Origin of the sequence: Selenomonas sp. GACV-9, from assembly GCA_900116485.1 — a bacterium.
In the GTDB taxonomy this organism is placed as follows: domain Bacteria; phylum Bacillota; class Negativicutes; order Selenomonadales; family Selenomonadaceae; genus Selenomonas_A; species Selenomonas_A ruminantium_G.
Genome location: FPAX01000001.1, coordinates 361,066 through 383,321 on the forward strand (window position 1 = coordinate 361,066; position 22,256 = coordinate 383,321).

The 22,256-nt window shown below is 53.0% G+C and carries 20 protein-coding genes; all 20 read right to left on the reverse strand.

The window, feature by feature from the left end:
* Positions 1–8: 8 nt before the first annotated feature.
* On the reverse strand, positions 9–1,502 hold the full coding sequence (locus BM322_RS01685) for a contractile injection system protein, VgrG/Pvc8 family (RefSeq protein ID WP_075428165.1): 1,494 nt from the start codon (positions 1,500–1,502) through the stop codon (positions 9–11).
* An 11-nt stretch (positions 1,503–1,513) separates the two neighbouring features.
* Positions 1,514–2,098 (reverse strand): hypothetical protein, encoded by a 585-nt coding sequence (locus BM322_RS01690; protein ID WP_075428166.1) that lies wholly within the window; start codon positions 2,096–2,098, stop codon positions 1,514–1,516.
* 4 nt (positions 2,099–2,102) lie between these two features.
* On the reverse strand, positions 2,103–3,065 hold the full coding sequence (locus tag BM322_RS01695; protein WP_177220795.1) for a DUF4280 domain-containing protein: 963 nt from the start codon (positions 3,063–3,065) through the stop codon (positions 2,103–2,105).
* A 2-nt stretch (positions 3,066–3,067) separates the two neighbouring features.
* Complete coding sequence (locus tag BM322_RS01700; protein WP_075428168.1) at positions 3,068–4,483, reverse strand: contractile injection system protein, VgrG/Pvc8 family; 1,416 nt, start codon at positions 4,481–4,483, stop codon at positions 3,068–3,070.
* Positions 4,480–5,922, reverse strand: coding sequence for a hypothetical protein (locus BM322_RS01705; RefSeq protein ID WP_075428169.1), 1,443 nt, complete (start codon positions 5,920–5,922; stop codon positions 4,480–4,482). The genes BM322_RS01700 and BM322_RS01705 overlap by 4 nt, the downstream gene beginning before the upstream one ends.
* Positions 5,919–6,443, reverse strand: a complete 525-nt coding sequence (locus BM322_RS01710) for a hypothetical protein (RefSeq protein WP_075428170.1) — start codon at positions 6,441–6,443, stop codon at positions 5,919–5,921. Before BM322_RS01710 ends, BM322_RS01705 begins: the two co-directional genes overlap by 4 nt.
* Before the next feature lie 187 nt (positions 6,444–6,630).
* On the reverse strand, positions 6,631–8,436 hold the full coding sequence (gene aspS / locus BM322_RS01715) for an aspartate--tRNA ligase (protein WP_033169348.1): 1,806 nt from the start codon (positions 8,434–8,436) through the stop codon (positions 6,631–6,633).
* Positions 8,436–9,701: a histidine--tRNA ligase gene (gene hisS, locus BM322_RS01720; protein ID WP_075428171.1), complete on the reverse strand. Its 1,266-nt coding sequence runs from the start codon at positions 9,699–9,701 to the stop codon at positions 8,436–8,438. The genes aspS and hisS overlap by 1 nt, the downstream gene beginning before the upstream one ends.
* Entirely contained in the window at positions 9,695–11,233 is a 1,539-nt protein-coding gene (hemZ, locus tag BM322_RS01725) for a coproporphyrinogen dehydrogenase HemZ (RefSeq protein ID WP_075428172.1), read from the reverse strand. The genes hisS and hemZ overlap by 7 nt, the downstream gene beginning before the upstream one ends.
* Positions 11,234–11,237: 4 nt before the next feature.
* Positions 11,238–11,681 (reverse strand): Fur family transcriptional regulator, encoded by a 444-nt coding sequence (locus BM322_RS01730; protein ID WP_075428173.1) that lies wholly within the window; start codon positions 11,679–11,681, stop codon positions 11,238–11,240.
* A gap of 133 nt (positions 11,682–11,814) precedes the next feature.
* Positions 11,815–14,040, reverse strand: coding sequence for a bifunctional (p)ppGpp synthetase/guanosine-3',5'-bis(diphosphate) 3'-pyrophosphohydrolase (locus BM322_RS01735; protein ID WP_075428174.1), 2,226 nt, complete (start codon positions 14,038–14,040; stop codon positions 11,815–11,817).
* A 13-nt stretch (positions 14,041–14,053) separates the two neighbouring features.
* A complete protein-coding gene (gene recJ / locus BM322_RS01740) occupies positions 14,054–16,024 on the reverse strand; it encodes a single-stranded-DNA-specific exonuclease RecJ (protein ID WP_075428175.1) in 1,971 nt (656 codons plus the stop codon).
* Positions 16,025–16,315: 291 nt separating this feature from the next.
* On the reverse strand, positions 16,316–17,236 hold the full coding sequence (secF, locus tag BM322_RS01745) for a protein translocase subunit SecF (protein ID WP_075428176.1): 921 nt from the start codon (positions 17,234–17,236) through the stop codon (positions 16,316–16,318).
* Positions 17,229–18,464, reverse strand: a complete 1,236-nt coding sequence (gene secD, locus BM322_RS01750; RefSeq protein WP_177220807.1) for a protein translocase subunit SecD — start codon at positions 18,462–18,464, stop codon at positions 17,229–17,231. The genes secF and secD overlap by 8 nt, the downstream gene beginning before the upstream one ends.
* Before the next feature lie 88 nt (positions 18,465–18,552).
* The gene (locus BM322_RS01755) at positions 18,553–18,906 is read right to left on the reverse strand and encodes a hypothetical protein (protein WP_075428177.1); all 354 of its coding nucleotides are present in this window, start codon (positions 18,904–18,906) and stop codon (positions 18,553–18,555) included.
* Positions 18,907–18,922: 16 nt separating this feature from the next.
* Positions 18,923–19,633 (reverse strand): PP2C family protein-serine/threonine phosphatase, encoded by a 711-nt coding sequence (locus BM322_RS01760; protein ID WP_075428178.1) that lies wholly within the window; start codon positions 19,631–19,633, stop codon positions 18,923–18,925.
* 9 nt (positions 19,634–19,642) lie between these two features.
* On the reverse strand, positions 19,643–20,233 hold the full coding sequence (locus tag BM322_RS01765) for a 5-formyltetrahydrofolate cyclo-ligase (RefSeq protein ID WP_075428179.1): 591 nt from the start codon (positions 20,231–20,233) through the stop codon (positions 19,643–19,645).
* 1 nt (position 20,234) lies between these two features.
* The gene (yajC, locus tag BM322_RS01770; RefSeq protein WP_075428180.1) at positions 20,235–20,522 is read right to left on the reverse strand and encodes a preprotein translocase subunit YajC; all 288 of its coding nucleotides are present in this window, start codon (positions 20,520–20,522) and stop codon (positions 20,235–20,237) included.
* Positions 20,523–20,537: 15 nt separating this feature from the next.
* Positions 20,538–21,656, reverse strand: coding sequence for a tRNA guanosine(34) transglycosylase Tgt (gene tgt, locus BM322_RS01775; protein ID WP_075428181.1), 1,119 nt, complete (start codon positions 21,654–21,656; stop codon positions 20,538–20,540).
* Between the two features lie 162 nt (positions 21,657–21,818).
* Complete coding sequence (locus tag BM322_RS01780; RefSeq protein ID WP_075428182.1) at positions 21,819–22,244, reverse strand: hypothetical protein; 426 nt, start codon at positions 22,242–22,244, stop codon at positions 21,819–21,821.
* Positions 22,245–22,256: the final 12 nt, after the last annotated feature.

Consider the following 22,256-nt stretch of genomic DNA (forward strand, 5'->3'; position numbering starts at 1 on the left):
CACCACCGTTATTTCTTCTGCTGGAACGAATTCACACTTGCGGATTTAACTGGTTCTTCAAACAGTGGGCTTGCCTCACATAAACACGTCATATCTTTGCCAATCATCCCACATGATGCTGCCACATAGGTGTGTTTTAACGGTGTTCCACCGTCATGCAGATATTTCAGATAGCCTTTGTTGAACCCATCCATCAGTTTATATGCCTCATCTGTCACGTTGCCCGCCTGTGCATCGAGACAAATCGACTTTTCACTATGGATAACAATATTCTCCGTAGATGTGATATCCATGCCACTTTGCACATCACCGATAATACGCGAAGAGTTATCACCTGTACGTCCAGCAACACAAACTGTGCTATCGGGTTGAAACTGTATCATCTGATTTTCTGATGTGAGATTTCTATTTTCTGGTGTATGATAATCCTCATTACCACCCAAATCTCTCCTATGACTACCTAATGCCAGCAGCTCACCACATTCTTCAAAATAAACATATATCTTATCTCCGATATCCGGCATGGAATACATATAATTATTTACAGTATTTTCATGCGGAATCCAACGAGCCTCCCGCGCATCTTGGCATTCATCACAATCAAACTTGACCTTTACCAGCTGCTCTTTTACATCAATTACTTTTCCTGCAATATAACAAGGTGTATTCCACTTTTTCCGCTGATTCATCACTTTTGGAAATAATCCTTCCTTATGGCGGATTATCAATTCATTTTCTAAGACATCTCCTCTTGCGATTATCTTACTTGCCAACACTCCCTGCTCATAATCCCGCAGCATCACACCATATCCAGCACTTGGCAGCAAGTCATAAGTTGTAAGTTTTACGTCTTCAAATTCATCGACACGTGATTGCGGTCTAGTATTTTCTTTTCGACGCATTACATCCAAATACGACACACACGAACCATGCAGCCGCTCAGATGAATCATGTTGATATTCAGCAAAGGGAACAAAACCTATACTGATTCGGATCGTTGCTGCACTGCTGTCACAACAGATACTCTTTCCGAGTGACTCACATAATCTACGTAAAAACTCCCAGTCCGTCTCATTATGCTGATACAGCATGCGTGGTATTTTCATATCTTCTTCCAGTTTAACTTCCGCATTATATTCAGCTGCCACCTTGCGCGCAACATCACCAAGCGTTTTGTCTACCGATTGGAAGGTTCTGCTCTTCTTTTTGATATCCATCTTTTGCGAAACTGAACACAACGCCAAAGAAATTTCTCTTCTCCCACTGCATTCATAGAGATTTATTTCCGTCACTACACCAACAAAGAACAGCCTATGGTCAGCATATATCTTCACTTCTTGATTCTGATAAGCCAACAGCGATTTCATCTGTACAGACTCTGCTATTTCTAAGCGAATATTAACTCGTCCATGTTTACCTACATGTGTCTGCATAAAATAATCAATTACACTTGCCGATAGGAATCCTTCAATATGGAGATTTCTAATAGATACTTTTTCCATACTCTTCTCCTTTAACGAATTGTTATTGATTCAATAGATTTCTCCACCACCTTCCGGCTTTTTTTATCGTTTTCATTATAAAAATACAATATTGTCCAAAACTCATTACCTGAATATATCCCTATACATTCCGCCCTAAATGGCTCATTATAAAAATCAGCCCTTATATCCGCATATGTTACATTCTTACCGTTTATATTGCGCTTTTCTTTTTTTATTAATATCGGACTGAGTTTTTCTGGATTTTCAAAAGCCTCCATAAATGTATCCATATTAAAATTAACTTTCATATCAGGATTTACCATGCTACCATGATATATACTTACAAACATTTTGTCTCCAGTATGGCTATAACTTTCTGGATTATTAATTAAATCATCCGAAGCAAATTTTTCATGAATTTCTAAATCAAAAGGTAGATACAAGTATAATTTTTTTCCATCTTCCTGCAACAATCCAATCATCTTATTGCTATCCATATCAGCTGTCTTCGAGTTATCACTTTCTGTATAATAATGTTCAGCATTATTACCGCATCCTATCGATATGATTGAAGCAGTAATCATTACTATTAACATAATAATTTTTGCTTTCATATAATTATTTCTCCTCTTCATCGTCTTGTTTTTCACTATGCACAGCAGATATTGTTCGTTTTCTTTTTTTCCTTTCACTCCCATACTTCGCCTTGTATTCACCAGATTCAATTTCAGCTTCTATATCTCCTGTAATAATTCCTCGTGAAATCTTCAAATTCTTTTTTTTCGCCTCTATTTTTGCATAAGCTTTCACATCTGATGGTTCAACCTGTAATTTTTCCGAATCTGATTTTATTTTTCCTATTTCTACCTCTGTACCTGCTGCAATATTGAAATCATCTTTGCTGTAACCAACTTCAACGCCCATCTTTCCCTGCGTAGAATTTCCATGTTCCATTTCTATTCCACTTGTGCCCATTTTTCCTTCTGTTTGCCGATGCTCTGCATCGAAGGGATCTACAAAAGCCTCAGCATAGGGTCCATTCTTTTTATCGCCTAACGTGAAATGGCCCTTGTTGGGCAGATATTTTGCTACTGCGGCTTCAATTTTTGCTATATTGCTATTTATTTCATCAAATGAACTATATGAGGCATCTATCGAATCCGGCAAAGAATCTGCGTCTGAACCTGGTTTTACGAATTTTATTATTCCTCCACGGGCACAAACCAGTTTACTCGTATCCAGCAATACCGGTGCCCCCTGAATCGTGAAATGTGTATCGCCATCTTTCCAGGCTTCATTCAGTATTGGATAACACGTTCTGCCTGCATACTTGTCCGTATCTATCCGGACATCACCATACTTCTCCAATAGCTCTTGTACATCCGCGGCATCTGCTTTGCATCGACCATATCCTTTGATATTGTCTGGATATTTGTGGTCATTGGCATTCAATACCGGTTGGCCATCTCGCTGATTGATGACTCCATGCGATTCTTCTAAAAACACTTTTTGTTTTGCTGTGCCACATGTACAATACGTATATTGCGTGGCCATTGACATATAATTAGCATTTGACGACACTATCATTCGCCTCCCATTATGACATTCTCAGCTATAAAGCCTATTTCTTTGGGCAACACGTCAAGATGTGTCGCCCCCACTGTAAGGCTAATTTTATCCTTAGCCAATACTTCAATTTTTCTTCCTTCCAATATCACACATTTATCCGCAGTAGCTTTGATCTTGTTCGATGTAACAATCCGAACCCCACTCCCTGACATGTCAATAAATGTATCCTGATGTTTCGTAATCAGATGCACGCTGTTATCGGTCAGCAGCAGTTCCTTACCGCCTGGGGCGCGCAGGGTTTTGTTGCGGGTATTTGCTGGCGGTGCGGCGTTTATGGTGCTGATACAGAAGGCATCCTTCTCTTCCTGCGTAGGGAAGAACACTCGGACATAGTCGCCTTCGCTGGGCATCACATACCAGCCGCTGCCATCACTGGATGAATAGGTCGTCGAATATGGGAACCATTTTGTCGTGCCTTCATCATAGGCCGCGTCAATTTCAAGGAAATGCACCTTGACTTTATCCTGCTGCACTCCTTTTACTTGACCGGTCAAAACCATACCAGCACAGGTCGGGTTCTTTTGCAGCGGGGCCAGGAAACTCTTTTCCCTGGCCAGCCGATAGCGCATATGCAGCATGCCATCTACGAGCTTTCCTGTCACTGCCGCAATGCGATAGGATTTTCCCTGAAACGATACCGGCGCACCAAGTGTCAAATATTCATCCGTCTCAACCAGAAGGGATGTAAAATCTTCGGCTATGCTCTGCCGCCCTGCTACCAGCGAATTTTCCTGCCAGACCATCCGCCTGCTGTCTTGATAGCATGACGTATAGTGAACCGCTGCCAAAACTTTTTCCTTACCGGAGGCCTGCGGCAGGCCAATCAATAGGCGCGGCATCTCCGCGCTGCAATCCGTAAGCACCGGCACACCAAAGCGCGAGGCCATCCTGCGGGCAAAACGCCAATCGGTTTCATCCAGCTGCAATATGAATTCACCAATCGCCTGCTCCGGCACATTCATGACAATCTCTGCCTTAGCTCCCATCCCGTTTTGCTGACAGCTTTCCTGCAGGATTTCCCCATAAGTCTTGGCAAGATTTTGGAAAGCCTTGCGCTCACGCTGCAGGGCCAACAGATACGACGTATCGGCCAGCAGCATCTTTGCCAGGCAGTACTCTGCTTTTTCCTCTACATGCATACAGAGAATATATCCACAGAATAGTGTCTTTGCCTTGCCGTTCCCTTCAGCAGCTGTAATCGTCAGCATCGTCTCTGCTGACTGTGGCATGAACTGCCTAATCGTCTCTTTATCCACCTCAGCAGTCAATTTGACAAAGGCATGACAATTGGGACGATGATGGATGATCATTTCCTGCAGTCGTTTCAGCTCGATGCCTTTGACGTTCAGACATTGATGTATGATTTTCATTTTGCACTCCATAACTCAGGCTGCGGTTCCTGGCCTATCTTGATGACATTTGCTCCCATGCCGATTTCCTGCGCATCCATATGGATGTTCGAATTTCCCACCTGCATGGTGATGCTGTCATCAGCCTGCACCACGACACCTTCCTTGCCTTCTATCTCGATGTCATTTTGCGAGGAAACAACGATGGGGCGGGTCGAGTAGACTTGTACCCCCTTGCTCTGCGAAATCCGGATAAAGCTGTCCGCCGAAGTACAGTCCAGCGTGATGCCATCTTCATCCATCAGCACATTGTTACCGCCTGGCGCCCGGAAATACTTATTGCGCTCCGCTGGTGCGGGAGCCTGATTGACAGCGCTGGCCCCAAAGGCTGCCGCCTCATTATGCGAAGGAAACAGGATGCGGACCTCATCCTGCGGCTCTGGCATGACATACCAGCCGCTGCCATCTGCTGACGAATAACCTGTCGAATAAGGAAACCATGTGCTGCTGCCCGAATCATACATAGCATCCATTCCATCGAACCATACCTGGATACGGTCGCGTTCCACCGCTTGTACCTTCCCCTTGCTGATCCGTCCACCACAGGATGGATGCTGACGCAATGGCCATCGCAGTCCCTGCGGGTCTGACAGTTCATAGCTCATGCGCAGCAAGCCATCTTGCAACATGCCCTGCACACGCGTGATGACATAGTCTTTACCGCCAAACGCAGCAGTATCGCCCAGACAGGCATATTCATCTGACGCACAGATGATATGGCCAAAATCCTGCACTGCCGTTTTTTCGCCCACCTGCCCTTGATTGAGCCGATAGCGCAGATAAGCGCGATTGTCCTGCCGATAGGCTGCCGTAGCTGAGTCCAGCATGATTTTCTGGCCAGTACCAGCCGGCAATCCCACAGACAGGGAAGGCTTCTCTTCCCTCAGCCGCGTGAATACAGCCGTATGGAAATGCGAGGCCAGACGCACGGAGTACTCCCACGCTGTCTCCTGCATCTGCGCCAGGAATCTGCCGATAGGCTTGTCCGGCACGCCAAACGTGAGATTTGTCTCCACGCCTGCCAGCGCATAGGAACGTCGCAAGACGTCCTGATAGGTTTTCGCCAAATCCTGATAGGTCTGATCCTCCCGCCGCAAATCCAACAGGCAGGCCGTATCTTTCAACGTACAGGTGACGGTAGCATATTGACTGCAAAGCTCATAGTCCAAAAAATCCAGGTACCCGCAGAAAATGGTCTGCTCCTCACCTGCCGCACCGCTGACAATAAGTCTTACCAAGTCCTTGCCCGCGCGAGGGATAAAATGCTCGATTTCCTGCTGGCTTGTCTCTCCCATCAGTTTGACCGTTCCTATCATATTCGGCGCATGGTAAAGCTCCAAATCAAGGATTCTGCGGCAGGGAATCCCTTTTACCCGTAACGAATCATATGCTATGTTCACGAATCTTCCCCCTCTTTCACCTGTGGCAACCTTACGAAACGAATCCCCATCGGGCCGCGCGCAAGGATCTGCTCGGCAGCCGCCAGCGAGAACAGCCAGCAGACGGTACGTTTTCCCTCATATCTGGCAATCTGCCTGCCACGCAGGCAGTCTGGGCGCACATGATACTCCCAGCCATGTCTTACCAGGCAATCCACGGCTGGTAGATACGGCAGCCAATAGGTCATGCTACGCCCCTGCCCTCCCGCAGGCAGCAATGACAGCGTCTTCGTCTCCACATCTGGCGCCAGGGAGCGAAACAGGGAAATCATGCTGCGGCCCACCATAAAGGTCGGCGCAAACAGGAAATCACAGATCTCCATCCCGCGCTTGACTTTATAATTGCCGACACGGTCCTGCAGCCTGACAAAGTCAGCGCGTAACATCGCCTGCGGATATTCCCGCGCAGATATCCCTGCTGGCCGGATGGGACTCACCAGCTCTTCATCGGGCAGGATCTGAAACCAGGGTTCTTCTATCATAATCTCTTCCTCACATAGTCTTAACGATAAACTGTCCATATAGCACTATAATAAATGAGAATTAGTATTCATTAAGATAAATCTGAAAATAACGTGAGAATCTAATTCACGCATAATAAAAAGCACCACTCTATGTTGCGTGAACATAGAGTGGTGCTTTACCACCCAAAGGGGTCAAATGCAGAGCTTACTGCTCCTGCTTATTCTCTTTTTTCTTGACAGCCGTGCGGATGGAGAGCTCGCGGAGCTGTTTCTCCTCAACCGGCGACGGTGCAGCCGACATGACGTCGCGAGCACTCTGATTTTTCGGGAACGCGATGACATCGCGGATGGAATCGCGTTTTGCCATGAGCATGACGAGACGGTCGAGGCCAAATGCCAGACCACCATGTGGCGGCGTACCATACTGGAACGCATCCATCATGAAGCCGAACTTCTCATGCGCCTGCTCATAGGTGAGGCCCAGAGACTCGAAGACTTTCTCCTGCAGCTCTGCATTGTAGATACGCAGCGAACCGCCACCAACTTCGACACCATTAAGAACCATATCATAGGCCTTAGCTTTTACGCGGCCCGGGTCGGACTGCAGATACTGGATATCCTCGTCACGCGGTGCCGTGAACGGATGATGCATAGCCTTCCAGCGTTTCTCCTCGTCGCTCCACTCGTACATCGGGAAGTCGACAACCCAGAGGAAGCGCAGGGCATCCGGGTCAATGAGGTTGCGCTCTTTACCCATCTCGAGACGGAGCTGGCCAAGAGCCGTGTCAACGACGAGGCGCTTGTCAGCAACGACCAGCAGCAGGTCGCCGGTCTTAGCGCCCGTAGCCTCAGCGATTTTCGCAAACGTCTCATCGCTGTAGAATTTCTTGAACGGGCTCTTGATGCCCTCTTCGCTGTACTGGATCCAGGCAAGGCCCTTCGCGCCATAGATCTGGACGAACTTGACGAGGTCGTCGAGGCGGCGGCGCGGAATGTCAGCATAGCCGTCAACCTTGATGCACTTGACCATGCCGCCGTTTTCGATAACGGCGTTGAATACCTTGAAGTCCGAACCCTTGACGAACTCGGAGATATCCATGAGCGGCATGTCGAAGCGGAGATCCGGCTTATCGGAACCGTATTTGTCCATAGCCGTATCCCAATCCATGCGCTCAAACGGCGTCTCGATTTTCGCACCGATAGCCTTCTCGAACATCTCTTTGGCGAGCTCTTCCATCAGGCCCAGGATCTGATCCTGATCCATGAAGGACATCTCGATATCGAGCTGCGTGAACTCCGGCTGACGGTCAGCACGGAGGTCCTCATCGCGGAAGCAGCGGACAATCTGGAAATACTTCTCGAAGCCAGCGACCTGCAGGATCTGCTTGAAGATCTGCGGGGACTGCGGCAGAGCGTAGAACTCACCAGGATTTACGCGACTCGGAACGAGGAAGTCGCGAGCGCCTTCCGGCGTGCTCTTGCAGAGCATCGGCGTCTCGATCTCGAGGAAGCCGTTGCGGTCAAAGAAGTCGCGCATGATTTTCGTGACGCGGTGACGCAGCATGATGTTCTTCTGCATCTCCGGACGGCGAAGATCAAGATAACGATACTTGAGGCGAATCTTCTCATCGACATCGACACCATCCTGGATATAGAACGGCGGCGTTTTCGCCTCATTGAGGATACGCAGTTCAGCGCAAACGACCTCAACTTCACCAGTCTCCATATTCGGATTGATGGTCTCTTCGCTGCGGGCGCGGATCTTACCGCGGACAGCGATGCAGAACTCGTTACGCAGGGACTCAGCCTTGTGGAACGTGCCCTCATTCATGGAAGCCTCATCGAATACGACCTGCACGAAACCAGAACGGTCACGCATGTCAACGAAAATCAGACCGCCATGGTCACGACGACGGGAGACCCAGCCGCACAGGACGACTTCCTGGTCAACGTCGGTTTTGCGAAGCGCCCCGCAGTGATGCGTGCGCTTCATGCCTTGTAATGTTTCCATTAACCTTTCACCTCAGCACATAGCTTTTCTATTATTGTATCAAAAGAAACCTTCTGTTGCTCGCTCTTTTCCATATCTTTGAGCATCACGCAGGATTCTTTGACTTCATCTTCACCGATGATCAGCGCAAAGCGGGCATTCGCCTTGTTTGCCTGTTTCATCTGGGCCTTCATACTGCGGCCCGCATAATCCATACCAGCCTTGAGGCCAGCCTGGCGCAGCTGCGTCAGCAACTTGAATGCCGGCCCCTGGGCCGCATCACCGAGCGCCACCACATAGGCGTCAGTCTTCTTGTCCATCTCCGGCAGCAGGTTCTGCTTCTCGAGGGCCAAAAGGACGCGCTCAAGACCCGTGGCAAAGCCAACGGCCGGCGTCGGCTTGCCGCCGATTTCCTCGATGAGGCCATCGTAGCGGCCACCGCCAGCGACCGCACTCTGTGCGCCGAGCGGTGCATACTTGATTTCAAACGCCGTCTTCGTGTAATAGTCGAGACCACGAACCAAGCGCGGATCGAGCTCGAACTCGATGCCAGCATCCGTCAGATACTGCTGTACCTTGTGGAAATGTTCCTGGCACTCGTCGCAGAGGCAATCCGTGATTTTCGGCGCATCGGCCATATACGGCTTATCCGCATCGGCTTTGCAGTCGAGGATTCTGAGCGGGCTGCGCTCGAAGCGGTCCTTGCAGTCATCGCAGAGATCGTCGAGCTTATCGCGGAAATAGTCCTGCAGGACCTCGCGATACTTTGGACGGCAGTGCGGACAGCCGACCGAGTTCAGGCTCAGCTTGAGGTCTTTGAGGCCCAGCGAGCGCAGAAAATCGATGGCCACCATGATGACTTCGGCATCGACCATCGGGTTCTCTTCGCCGAGCGCCTCGACGCCGAACTGATGGAACTCACGCATGCGGCCGGCCTGCGGACGGTCGTAGCGGAACATCGAGCCGATGTAAAAGAGCTTCACGAGCGAAGAATCGCCATAGAGCTTGTTCTGCAGATACGCGCGGACAGCCGAGGCCGTGTTCTCCGGACGCAACGTAATGCTGCGGTCGCCGCGATCCTTGAACGTATACATTTCCTTATCGACGACATCGGTGCCCTCGCCGATGCCGCGATGGAAAAGCTCGGTATGCTCAAATACCGGCGTACGGATTTCCTCGAATCCATAGCGGCTGCAGAGCTCACGAATCTTCTGTTCAACATAATTCCATTCGCCGACTGTATCGGGCAGAATATCCTTGGTTCCCCGCGGGGCATTGGTTAACATTCGTTGGTTTCCCCCTGTTTTCCGTAGGCCTCTTCGAGAAGCTGCCTGCGTTTTTCGATATAGATATCCACATCACGCAGATACGTCACCAAATCCTTGGCATTGAACGATGACTTCATGCGCTTGCGCGCAAAATCGACCACCTTGGTAGTCGCCGAACCGCCGATTCCAAGGATTGTCTGGTGCTCCTCCATGATCTGGATGTTATACATACCTTCGGCGCCAGGACGGCAGCAACCTACATTCTCAAGGTCGCCGGCCATATAGCCCTGACGGTATAGATAATATGGCACATAGCCATGTTTTTCGATAAATGACATCGCGACTTCCGACATCCTGCGCGTCTCCGCATCGCCGGGAAGGTCGACATGACGTTCCTCCATGATGAGCTTCAAGCGCGAGCCGCGCTTCAGCGCCAGCGCGTGCAGGGTGATGTCATCCGGAGCCAGCGCCGTGACCTTTTCCATCGTATCGCGGACGTCGTCCGCCGTCTCGCCCGGCAGGCCCAAAATCAAATCCATATTGATTTCAGGAATCCCTGCCGCCCGCAAGGCCTTATACATATCGACAACAGCCTCCGGCGTGTGCTGACGGCCGATGAGCTTCAGCGTGCGCTGCTGCATCGTCTGCGGATTGACGCTGACGCGCGTGACATGATGGCCCGCCATCGCCTGGATCTTGGCCGGCGTGATGCTGTCGGGCCGCCCCGCCTCGACGGTGAACTCAGCGACCTGCGGCCCATAGAAAGCATTATATACCATCTGCAGCATATCCGCAAAATAGCGGTCCGGCAGTGCCGTCGGCGTACCGCCGCCGATGTAGATGTTCTGGACGGTAAAGCCATACTGCGTCACCGCGTCGCGCGCCGCCTCGAGGTCTTTGCGCAGCACTGCCATGAAGGCATCGAGCTGCTTTTCGCCCGACAGGATATTGGCCGGGAACGAGCAGTACAGGCAGCGCGTCAGGCAGAACGGGATGCCGACATAGATGCTGATGGTCTTCTCATCCGAGGTCTTCAAAAACGGCAGCTGGCGGAAAGCCATCGGCGTGATGACGCGGGCCTTCTGCTCACTGCAGGCAAAGTCCGTCATCAGCCGCTTGACGATAGCCTCCTCCTCCATGCCGTAGGAGATCCAGCGATGGACGATCTTCGTCGGCCGGACTCCATGCAGAATGCCCCAGGGTGCCTGGGGCATTCCGAGCTCTTCCACAAAGATCTGGTAGAGATTGAGCTTTATCGTGCGATTGACAGCGGCCCGTTCCAATTCATCGCGCTTGCCTACAGCCGTACGGCTATAGGCAAGACAGCTGCCATCCGCCCGGAACAGCAGCAGTGTCGTCTGCATATGCACACGCTCGCCCTCTACGGCCTCCGCTGCCCACGGCAGGCGCTTGTTGACCACCGATAGCTGCTCGTAATCATAGGCGCCGCGCCGCCCTATCACCTCAACCTTGAACAGGCTCAGGACTTCGCGCGTTATCTTGGAAATGATTTCCTTCTTTGAGTTGAGCGTAAACGATCTGACCTTCAAGAGCTTACTGACACTCCTTGCAGATGCCGTAGAACTTCACCTGATGGTTCTCGACATGGAATCCCATCTTCTGCTCGATATCATATTCAAGGTCTTCGAGCAGGTCATCCTCAAACTCCGTGACCTTGCCGCATTTCGTGCAGATCAGATGGTGATGATGATGCTCCGACGGATTCGTAGCATTCACCTCGTAGCGGCTGCAGCCATCGCCGAACTCCATCTTCTGCAGGATACCCAAATCCGACAGCAGCTCCAGGCTCCGGTAGACCGTTGCGAGGCCAATCTCAGACTTCCTGTCCCGCAGGATGCCATGGACATCCTCGGCCGACAGATGCTCGCCCGGATGATCGAGGAAAATCTGCAGGACCGTCTGGCGCTGCGGCGTCATCTTATGCTGCCGTGCCTGCAAACGCGCCTTGAGGTCTTCCATCGTAAAAGTTTGTGCCATAATCTCAACTCCTTACATTGCTCTCATTTATGATCAGACTATGTCGTAATTCATTCAAATACTAACATTATACCTTACCAGGCATCAAATATCAAACGAATTACCAGCAAACTGCCCAATTTCACAGAAAATATCAATTGCCGCTCTGGCTGCGCCCCATCGAACGCGTAACGCTATAGACATCCTTGAGCCGGCGCAGTTTCGTCACGAGCTGGCTGACCTGCGTCGAATTGCGCACGTCAAGCCCCAGTACGATGGTCGATGTCTTGTTGCTGCGGTTCGGATTGGCATTGATGCTGTGGATGTTGATTTTCATCTCCGTCGGCACAGCCAGCACATTCGTCAGGATACCGCGGCGATCGTTGCAGACAATCTCGAGCTCCACCGTATACTGCTTATCGAGACCGATATCCCAGCTGACGTCAATGAGCCGCGAAAAGTCCGTATCCTGCAGCAGATTGGGACAATCCGTGCGATGCACCGATACGCCACGGCCGCGCGTGACAAAACCGACGATCGGATCGCCCGGAATCGGATTGCAGCAGCGGGCCAGGCGGACCATGACCCCGCTTTCGCCCTCAACGAGCACGCCATGACTGGATTTGGCCGTCTTGCCGTTCTGCTGCGGCTGTTTGAGCTTGGCAATCATCTGCGAGATGTCCGGCGGCGTGTTCTCCTTGACCTCTTTCTTATGCAGCTCGATGAGCTTGGTCATGATGCCGTGCAGCGGTACACCGCCGAAGCCCAGCGTTGCCAGCAAGTCATCCTCGCTGAGGATGTTGAACTTCTTGGCCACCTCCAGCAGGCGCCCCTCTTTCATGAGCACCTTGGGCGGATAGCCGAGATGCTTGGCCTCGTCCTTTATGAGCTCCAAGCCGCGCTCGATATTCTCCTCGCGCTTTTCCTTCTTGAACCACGAGCGGATCTTGCTGCGCGTCTCCGAGGAAGCCACGATGTTCAGCCAGTCGCGGCTCGGGCCGTTGTTGGCCTTGTTCGTGATGACCGAGACGATATCGCCGTTCTTGAGCTTATGCTCCAGCGGCACGAGCTTGCCATTGACCTTGGCGCCGACGCAGTGATGGCCGACCTCGGTGTGGATGCGGTAAGCAAAGTCAATCGGGATCGATCCCTTCGGCAGGTCGACGACATCGCCCTTCGGCGTGAACACAAAGACCTCATCCGAGAAGATATCGACCTTGAGTGCCTCGAAATACTCCTTCGGGTCGGAAAGCTCCTGCTGGAGATTCACCATCTGCCGCAGCCAGTTCATCTTCTGATCCATGGCGTTGCCAGCCGTAGCGCCCTTGCCCGACTCCTTATACTTCCAGTGTGCCGCGACACCATACTCCGATACCTGATGCATCTGGAAGGTGCGGATCTGGATTTCGAGCGGATAGCCGCGGGTCATGACCGTCGTATGCAGCGACTGGTAGCCGTTGGATTTCGGCATGGCGATATAGTCCTTGAAGCGGCCCGGGATTGGTTTCCACATCGCATGGATGACGCCGAGCACGCCATAGCAGTCCTTGACCGTATCGACGAGGACGCGGACAGCCGAGAGGTCATAGATCTCGCTGATGTCCTTGTGGTCGCGCTTCATCTTCTTGTAGATGCTGTAGAAGTGCTTGGCCCGGCCATTGATATCGGCCTTGATATGCGCCTCATCGAGTTTCCCGGCAATCTGCCCGATCGCAGTATCGATGAACGTCTGCCGCTCCTTGCGCTTCTGCTTGACGTTTTCGACCAGGTCGTAATAAATCTCCGGCTCAAGGTAGCGCAGGCAAAGATCCTCCAGCTCCCACTTGATATTCGAGATACCGAGACGGTTCGCCAGCGGCGCATAGATTTCGATGGTCTCCTTGGCTATGCGCTTCTGCTTGTCCGCCCGCATGAATTTCAGCGTGCGCATATTGTGCAGGCGGTCCGCCAGCTTGACCATGATGACGCGGATGTCATTGGCCATCGCCAGGAACATCTTGCGATAGTTCTCAAGCTGCACTTCTTCCTTGGATTTGTACTGGATGCGGCCGAGCTTCGTAACGCCATCGACGATCATGGCGACTTCCTCGCCAAACATCTCCGCGATCTGCTCCTTGGTATAGATGGTATCCTCGACCACATCATGCAGAAGTGCCGCACTGATGGTCACATCGTCGATGTGCAACTCCGTCAGGATTTGCGCGACATGCAGCGGATGGATGATGTAGGCCTCGCCCGAAACGCGCGTCTGCCCCTCATGGGCTGCCGCTGCCAAATCATAGGCACGCTTTATAAGTGCCGTATCAGCATTCGGCTCATACGCCTGCACCGCTGCGATAATGGATGCAATGGACACGGGTGCTTTGTCTTTATCGTTCATTTCTTTCCCCTCCTCAGCGATGCCGGCGATACGTCGGTGAATGCTCAAGCTCCATCCGCCCCGTTGCTTTGGGCAGATAGTAGCAGTTTTCCTTTAAATCAAGCCGCAGAAGCCCCAGCTCCTGGAAAATGCGCAGCCCTGTGCTCATGGTATACAGCGAGATATGCTGCCCGCGCTGGCAGAAGCTCAGCGTGAGCTCCGCCGCCGTATAGGGGATGCTCTCCTCCTGCTGCTGGATGCCATATAAGAAACGGTATATCTCCACCAGCTGCTCGCGCTCAGGAAATACCTTCTCCCCATCGGCGGGGCCAAGCGTATCCACCATGCACTGCAGACTGCGGCGTCCCTGCCACTCATTGATGGCCGGGCTGTAAACCATATCGATGGCCTCCGCATTGACAATCCCTGCATACTCGCTCTTGTTCCAATACAAAGCGTTGATTGGGGCCGCCGTTTTTCCCACCTGGAACCGCAGATGCTGCTTCTGGCTGCCGATAGCCGCCGCCCCCATGGCACGGATGCCGCGGCAGCCGAACAGCGGCTTGGGATTGCCCATGCCATAAGGCTCAAAAAGCGCCAGCTCCTCGACCAGCTCGAAGGTGATATCCTCCGGTGCCAGCTCAAACTCGACTTTGACCTTCGGGATATAGTCCTCAGCGGAAAGCGTCTCTGCGGCCACCTGGCAGAATGCCGCGCGGAAAGCGTCAAGCTCCGCATGCGCCACGGAAAGGCCCGCCGCCTGTGCATGGCCGCCGAACTGGATGATATGATCGCTACACTTTTTCAGCGCCTCATACATATGCAGCCCCTCGATGCTGCGGCAGGAGCCCTTGCAGACACCATCTTCCTGGATGCTCAGCACGATGGCCGGTTTATAGTAGCGGTCCACCAAACGCGAAGCCACGATGCCGATGACGCCGGGATTCCAGTTCTCCCCGGCCACGACGATGGCTGGCAGGTTCGCAGGATCTTTGCCCGCCAGCTGGTCTTCCGCCAGCTTCAGGATCTCCTGCTCGATGGCCTGCCGCTGGCTGTTGAGCATATCCAGCTCCATGGCCAGATTCTCCGCTTCCTCTTTATTTTCGGCAAGCAGCAGCCGAACCCCTTTTTCTCCCGAGCCGATTCTGCCCGCCGCATTGAGCCGCGGTGCCAGCTGGAACCCGACATGGCCGGCATTCAGCGCCTTGTCCTGGATGCCCGCGACGCGGACCAAGGCCCGCACGCCAGCAAAAGAGGAATCCTGCATGGCCGCCAGCCCTTCCTTGACGATGCGGCGGTTCTCCCCCGTCAGCGGCACGATATCCGCCACCGTACCCAGGGCCACCAGCTCCAAATCCTGGGCATAATCCTCGTCCTCAAGCTCGCGCCACAGTGCCTGGCAAAGCTTGAAGGCTACACCAGCGCCGCAGAGCTCCTTGTCAGGATACGCACAGTCAGCACGATGCGGATTGACGACAGCCAGCGCATCGGGCAGCGTGTCCCCCGGCAGATGATGGTCGGTCACGATGATATCGAGTTTTCCCTTCATCGCCGCCACATCGTCCACCGACGCGATGCCGCAGTCCACAGAGACCAGCAGCGTCACGCCCTTGGCGGCAATCTGCTGCAGCGCTGGCAGGTTGAACCCATACCCTTCCTTCACGCGGTCAGGGATGTGGATCGACACTTTCGCCCCGAGCGCCTTCAGATTATGCACGAGCAGCGACGTCGCCGACATGCCGTCCACATCGTAGTCGCCATAGACCATGATGCGCTCCTCGCCCTCGATCGCCTGCTTGATGCGCGCCACGGCCTTATCCATATCCTTCATCAAAAACGGATCATGAAAGGGCTGCTTCTCCGGATGCAGGAAGCGCTCCGCCGCTTCAATATCAGTAAGACCACGATGCCACAAAATCCCGGCAGCCATTTCCGTAATGCCCAATTTCTGCGCAAACTCCGCCGACTCCGGCACCGTGTCATAAAGTTTCCATTGTTTCAACATAGTTTACAACTCCCAGACTATATATTAGCCTATTTTAGCGCTTTTATCCATATTTTTCTAGAAAATAGAACACTTTAGCCCACATGTGCACAAAAATAATACAAAAATACGGCAGATTGACTTGTCAACCTGACTTGTCAACCTGCCGTACCCCATTGACAAGTCAACTTCTGACCTGTCAACCCGCTGTCATCCCAGCGCAGCAGATACGACACGCTAAGGCATACTGGTTCCGCAGCAGACAAAAAGACGCCTAGAACCCGTGTGAGTTCTAGGCGCCTTTTCTTGTATTTATTCCGTTACCACTTTTGCCTTATGTTTTTTCTCGCCCCAGTTGCGGAAGACAATCCAGAGCGGGCTGGCGATGAAGATGGACGAATAGCAGCCACAGCCGAAGCCGACGAGCAGGGCAAAGGCGAAGTCCTTCGTCGTGTCGCCGCCGAAGAAGTAGAGCGCAAATGTCGTAAACATGACCGTGAAGACCGTGTAGAGCGAACGCGTCAGCGTCTGGAAAATCGACGTGTTGACAAGCGTATCGATGTTGCCGCCACGGCGGAAGTGCAGCTTGAGATTCTCGCGGATGCGGTCGAAGATGACGATGGTATCGTTGATCGAGTAACCGACGACCGTCAAGAGCGCTGCGATGAAGGACGAATCGATCTGACGCTGCGTAAACGAGAATACCGCCAGCACGATGAGGATATCATGCACGAGTGCCAGGACTGCCGCTACGCCGAAACGCCATTCGAAGCGGTAAGCGACGTAGAGGATGATGAGTGCCCAGGAAACGACGAGGGCCAGCACTGCATTGGTGATGAGCTCGCCACCGATCGTAGCACCGACTTTTTCCTCACGCAGTACCTGATAGTCAGCGACATCGGACTTGAGCGTCGACATGACATCCTTGCGCTGGTTCTCCTCGAGGTCAACCGTGCGGATCATGACATTCTCGCCCATCGTTGCATCGGTCGCTGCGCCGTTTTCTCCCGAAAGCTGGATCGTCGAGCCCTCGAGGTTGTATTTAGCCAGGCTCGAGCGAACCTCGGCAATCGTTACCGGCTTTTCGAATTTGAGGTCGATGATGGTACCGCCCGTGAAATCGATGCCAAAGTTGAAGCCGCGGATGCACATGCAGGCAATACCGGCGGCGATGATGATGGCCGAAAGGAGGAAGAAAAGATTTCTATGTCCAGCCAGATTGAGCTTATTCATGTTTCAGATCCTCCTTTTTCCAAAGCATATAGCCATTGGCGCCATAGGCGCTCGGAGACTCTGCGATTTTCGAATTGATCATGAGCTTGAGCATGTACTGGGACAAGGTGATTGCCGTGAACATGGACAGGATCGTACCAAGGCCCAGGGTGATGGCAAAGCCGCGGATCGTACCGGTGCCCAGGAAGAACAGGACACCAGCGGCGATGATGGTCGTGATGTTCGAGTCGAAGATCGTCGTGAACGCACGCTTGAAGCCTGCATCCATCGACAGGCGCAGCGTCTTGCCCTGGATCTGGTACTCCTCCTTGAAGTGCTCGAAAATCAGCACGTTCGCATCGACGGCCATACCGATCGACAAAATGATACCGGCGACACCCGGAAGTGTCAGCGTCGCATCGAGGAGATACAGGAGGCCCAGCAGCATGATGGTATAAGCCATCAAAGCTACGTCAGCAATGAAGCCCGACAGACGGTAGAACAGGATCATGAATACGAGGACTGCGCCAATGCCAACGGCAAACGCAAAGGTGGACTTGTCCTTGGAATCCTGACCAAGGGACGGGCCGACCGTGCGCGTCTCGATGATGTTGACCTTGACCGGCAACGCACCGCTTCTGAGGACAACAGCGAGCTGCTGTGCCTCCTCGAGCGTCTTCTGGCCGGAGATTTCAGCCTTGCCGCCGAGAATCGGCTCGCGGACATTCGGTGCCGTCAGCACTTCACCATCAAGCAGGATGGCAATGGTGCGGCCGACATTTTTCGTCGTGAGATCCGCAAATTTCTTCGCGCCCTCATCGGAGAACTCGAGGTTTACGACATGCTGGCCGCTGTTCTGGTTCGTAGCTGCCTGCGCATCTTTAAGGTCAGTACCCGTCAGGACGGTATTGCCCTCCTCGTCTTTGAATTCGAGCATTGCCGTCTTGCCAATGGTCTTGATGGCGGCATCCGGGTCCTTGACACCCGGCAGCTCGATGATGACGCGGCGGCTTCCCTCGCGCTGGATAATCGGCTCAGTGAGGCCCAGCGCGTTGACGCGTTTTTCCATGATGGTGACGACGCGGTTCATGGCGTCATCATTGACCTTTGCGATATCTGTGTCCTCTGCCTCGAGTACGACATGCGTGCCGCCCTGCAGGTCAAGGCCCTGGCGGATAGAGAATGCCAGAGGTTTGACGAAGGCGACGAAAATGCCGATGATAGCAACGACGCAGACAATCAGTTTGATGAGATTGTCTTTTCTCAACGGATTCAACCCTTTCTTGCGGGAGCATCGCTCCCAGATTTACTTTTATCTAAAAAGCAGGCACGGTAAATCACGCAGACTTACCTGCTTCCTTGGCCTCGATAAAGGCAATGACCTTGTCGCATACCTGCTTGGCAGTAAGCGGATCGGTCTGGATGTAGAGGTCAGCGTGGGCTCTGGCATCTGCCAGGCGCTTATGCTGTGTGACCAGCCGTGACTCATCCCAGAAGACCTGACGTCGCTTGCGGATAGCCGGCATCGTCGCATCGATCATGACGACGAGATCCGGCTGGCGCTTGGCCCAGAAATTGTGGATGCAGGAATGCTCCTGCGCGACGTTGTAGGCATCATAGCCTGCGGCTCTGAGACCCGCTACCAGCGTGGTCTTGCCCGAGGCGCAGACACCAACGATTGCGATCTTCATGGGAATCCCCTCCTTATCAATAGGGATACGTGACCTCTATCTGCTCGATGCGGGGCGGATTGGACGAGCCCTCAGTTACCCCGAGAACGAGAACGGTCATATCATCCGAAGCCTTGTCCGCATCCAGCGTCAATGCGTAGTCCATGATGCTCTTGGCGATGAACGCCGCATCCTCTGCCTTGTTCTTGCGGACGATTTCCATTATTTTGTCAAAGTCAGCCGCACGGCCCGTGCGCTTCCGGCCCGCATGTGCGATGCCATCGGTATACGAGACGATGATCATGCCCGCCTCCAGCGGGATCTCATACATCAGCGGCTTCATGTGACGATTGACACCAATCGGCTCGACGGGTTCGTCGTAAACCGATTCGTAGGCCTCTGTCTTCACGATGACCGGACAGTTCGAGTTGCGGCTGATGACCGCCGTCTCCGTGTCGAGGTCAGCGCTGACGACTGTCAGCGTGCACGACACCTTCTTGTCCTTCATCGCATAGAGATAGTCATGTACGGCACGGGCCACAGCGCCGTCCCGGGCGCCATCGGTAATCAGCTGCACCGCCTTGTTGACGACCCAGCCGCTCGTGTGATGTGCGGCCAGCCCATTGCCCTGCCCATCGGCGATGATGGCCGATATGCCGCCATGGGGACGCTCGGCGATATCACAGGAATCGCCGCAGACCTCCATGGCGTACTTGGCTGTCTTCGCCAGGCCAATCTTGATTTCCATAACAATCACTTACCTTTGCGTAATGGTAAAGCTCTCCTTTTCCGTGATGATGTGCTGCACGAGCGCATCATGCGGCTCCACCGGCACCTCTGCTGCCAGCTGGCAGTCAAAGGCCAGCGCGCAGCGGTACGCCTGCGGCGCCTTCGCGGTCATGAACCGGTCGTAAAAACCAGCTCCCAGGCCCAGACGGTGCCCTGACCGATCAAAAGCGGCACCGGGCACGATGATAAGGTCAATCTTTGCCGCCGGTACTAACTCTTGTTTTGACTTGTCAACGGTCAAAATACCGAATTGACCGGTCACGAGGTCAGAAAGCGACGGCAGCCGCACGGCCTCCATCGTTCCCTTGCCCGTGATGAGCGGCAGGCAGACGGTCTTGCCATCGGCCAGCGCCTGCTCCATGAGGCCATAGAGCTGCACCTCATCGGGCATCGAGGCATAAAGGAACACCGTTTCCGCCCGCTGGTAAACCGGCAGCGCATAGAGCTTCTGGAGCATCTGCTGGCTTGCCGCCGCACGGCACTCCGGCGTCAAGGCCTTGCGCCGCGCGGTCATCTGCGCCCGCAGGGCTTTCTTGGCCGCCTTTATCGCAGCCGTCATCTCAGGCCTGCTTATCCTGCGTGAGGTTGGCATTGATGGACGAGCGGGCGACCTCGATGACCGTATGCTCGGCGATCTTCAGCTCGACCTTCGTATCGTCGATGGCGACAATCGTGCCGTAGATACCACCGATCGTCATGACGCGGTTGCCCGTCTTGAGACTGTCCAGCATGCTCATGCGGCGTTTCTGCGCATTCTTCTGCGGACGATACAGCAGGAAGTAGAAGATTGCTACCATGATGATGATTGGCCCCCAAGTGCCGAGGGCAGCTGCCATTTCTGGACTCATAAAATCAACTCCTCTTTATTTCTTGTTATAGTTATTCAAGAAGTCCGTGCGGAACTCCGTGAATTTCCCATCAATAATCGACTGGCGCATGCGGCGCACAAACTCTTCCAGGAAGTAGAGGTTATGCAGCGACAGGAGGCGCAGGCCGAAAATCTCGCCAGCGCGCACCAGATGGCGGATATACGCACGCGTGTAGCCATTGCGGCACGCATAGCAGCCGCAGCCCTCCTCCATGACATTGTGGTCATGGGTGAACTGGGCATTCTTCATGACGAGGCGTCCCGTCCAGGTCATCGCCATACCATTGCGGGCGACGCGCGTCGGGTAGACGCAGTCGAACATATCGATGCCGCGCATGACACCCTCGACGAGATGGTCCGGCGTGCCGACGCCCATGAGGTAACGCGGCTTGTTCTCCGGCAGGAGCGACGTCGAGTAGTCCAGCATCTCATACATGAGCTCCGGCGGCTCGCCGACGGAAAGACCGCCGACTGCATAGCCGGGGAAATCCATGTCGACGAGCGCCTGGGCATGCCATTTGCGCAGATCCTTATACATACCGCCCTGCACGATGCCGAAGAGGCCCTGGTTCGGTGCCGTCATCGTCTTCTTACAGCGCTCTGCCCAGCGCAGCGTGCGCTCACTGGATTTTAACGCATAGGTGTGGTCAGCCGGATACGGCACGCACTCGTCAAAAGCCATGACGATATCCGAGCCCAGGCACATCTGTACCTGCATCGATACCTCCGGCGACAGGAATTTCTTTGACCCGTCAATATGTGAGCGGAACGTCACGCCCTCCTCGGTAATCTTGCGCAAATCGCCAAGCGAGAACACCTGGAACCCGCCGCTATCGGTCAGGATCGCGCGATCCCAATGCATGAACTTGTGCAGGCCGCCGGCCTCTTTGACAAGCTCCATGCCCGGACGCAGGAACAAGTGATACGTATTCGACAGGATAATGCCGGCTCCCAGATCCTTGAGCTCGTCGGGGCTTACGCCCTTGACTGAAGCCTGCGTACCCACCGGCATGAATATCGGTGTAGGGAAACTGCCATGCGGCGTGTGGATGATACCCGCACGCGCCCCCGTCTTTTCATCTTTGCGAATCAATTCATAGGTAATCGCTGTCAAACAAAAACCTCCAATTTTCTTGCGATTTCAAGGCAGTAAAAGATACACTGCCATCAAGTCTATATCATAACATATATGATAGAAAAATACAAAAACATACACGAAAAAGGCTCCCAGGGAATCATTCCCTGAGAGCCTTTACCAGCTAGTTCTTCCTTTTCCTTACCAGATGCATTTCATAAAGGCACGGTAATTATTGTTCAGATAGTCGATGATGAGGGCAAACATGGCATAGATTGTATCGCCTTTCAGTTCCCCCTCAATTACCATACACACATCCAGCATCAAATCACCTGCTTGGTTCAAATAGAGCTTGAAGGGTTTGTAGGCAGAAGATTCCTCGTTGACCTTCTTCAATAGTTCAAAATGATTCTCTTCTGTCATCGCCTTAGGAGATATCTGCACCCGTACTAAGGCGAAAAAACTATCATCCAGAATCACGATAACCGGCAGCTGCTGCCCCTCCACCGTAAGGTAGGAACGAAATACCACTGTTTTCTGTTCGTCCCCACGCAACTCTTCAATCTCAAAGACTTCGATGTCCTTTTCCTTCAGATATTCCTTGAATGCCTCTGCTTTCTGGTTCATCTTCTCTTGCTC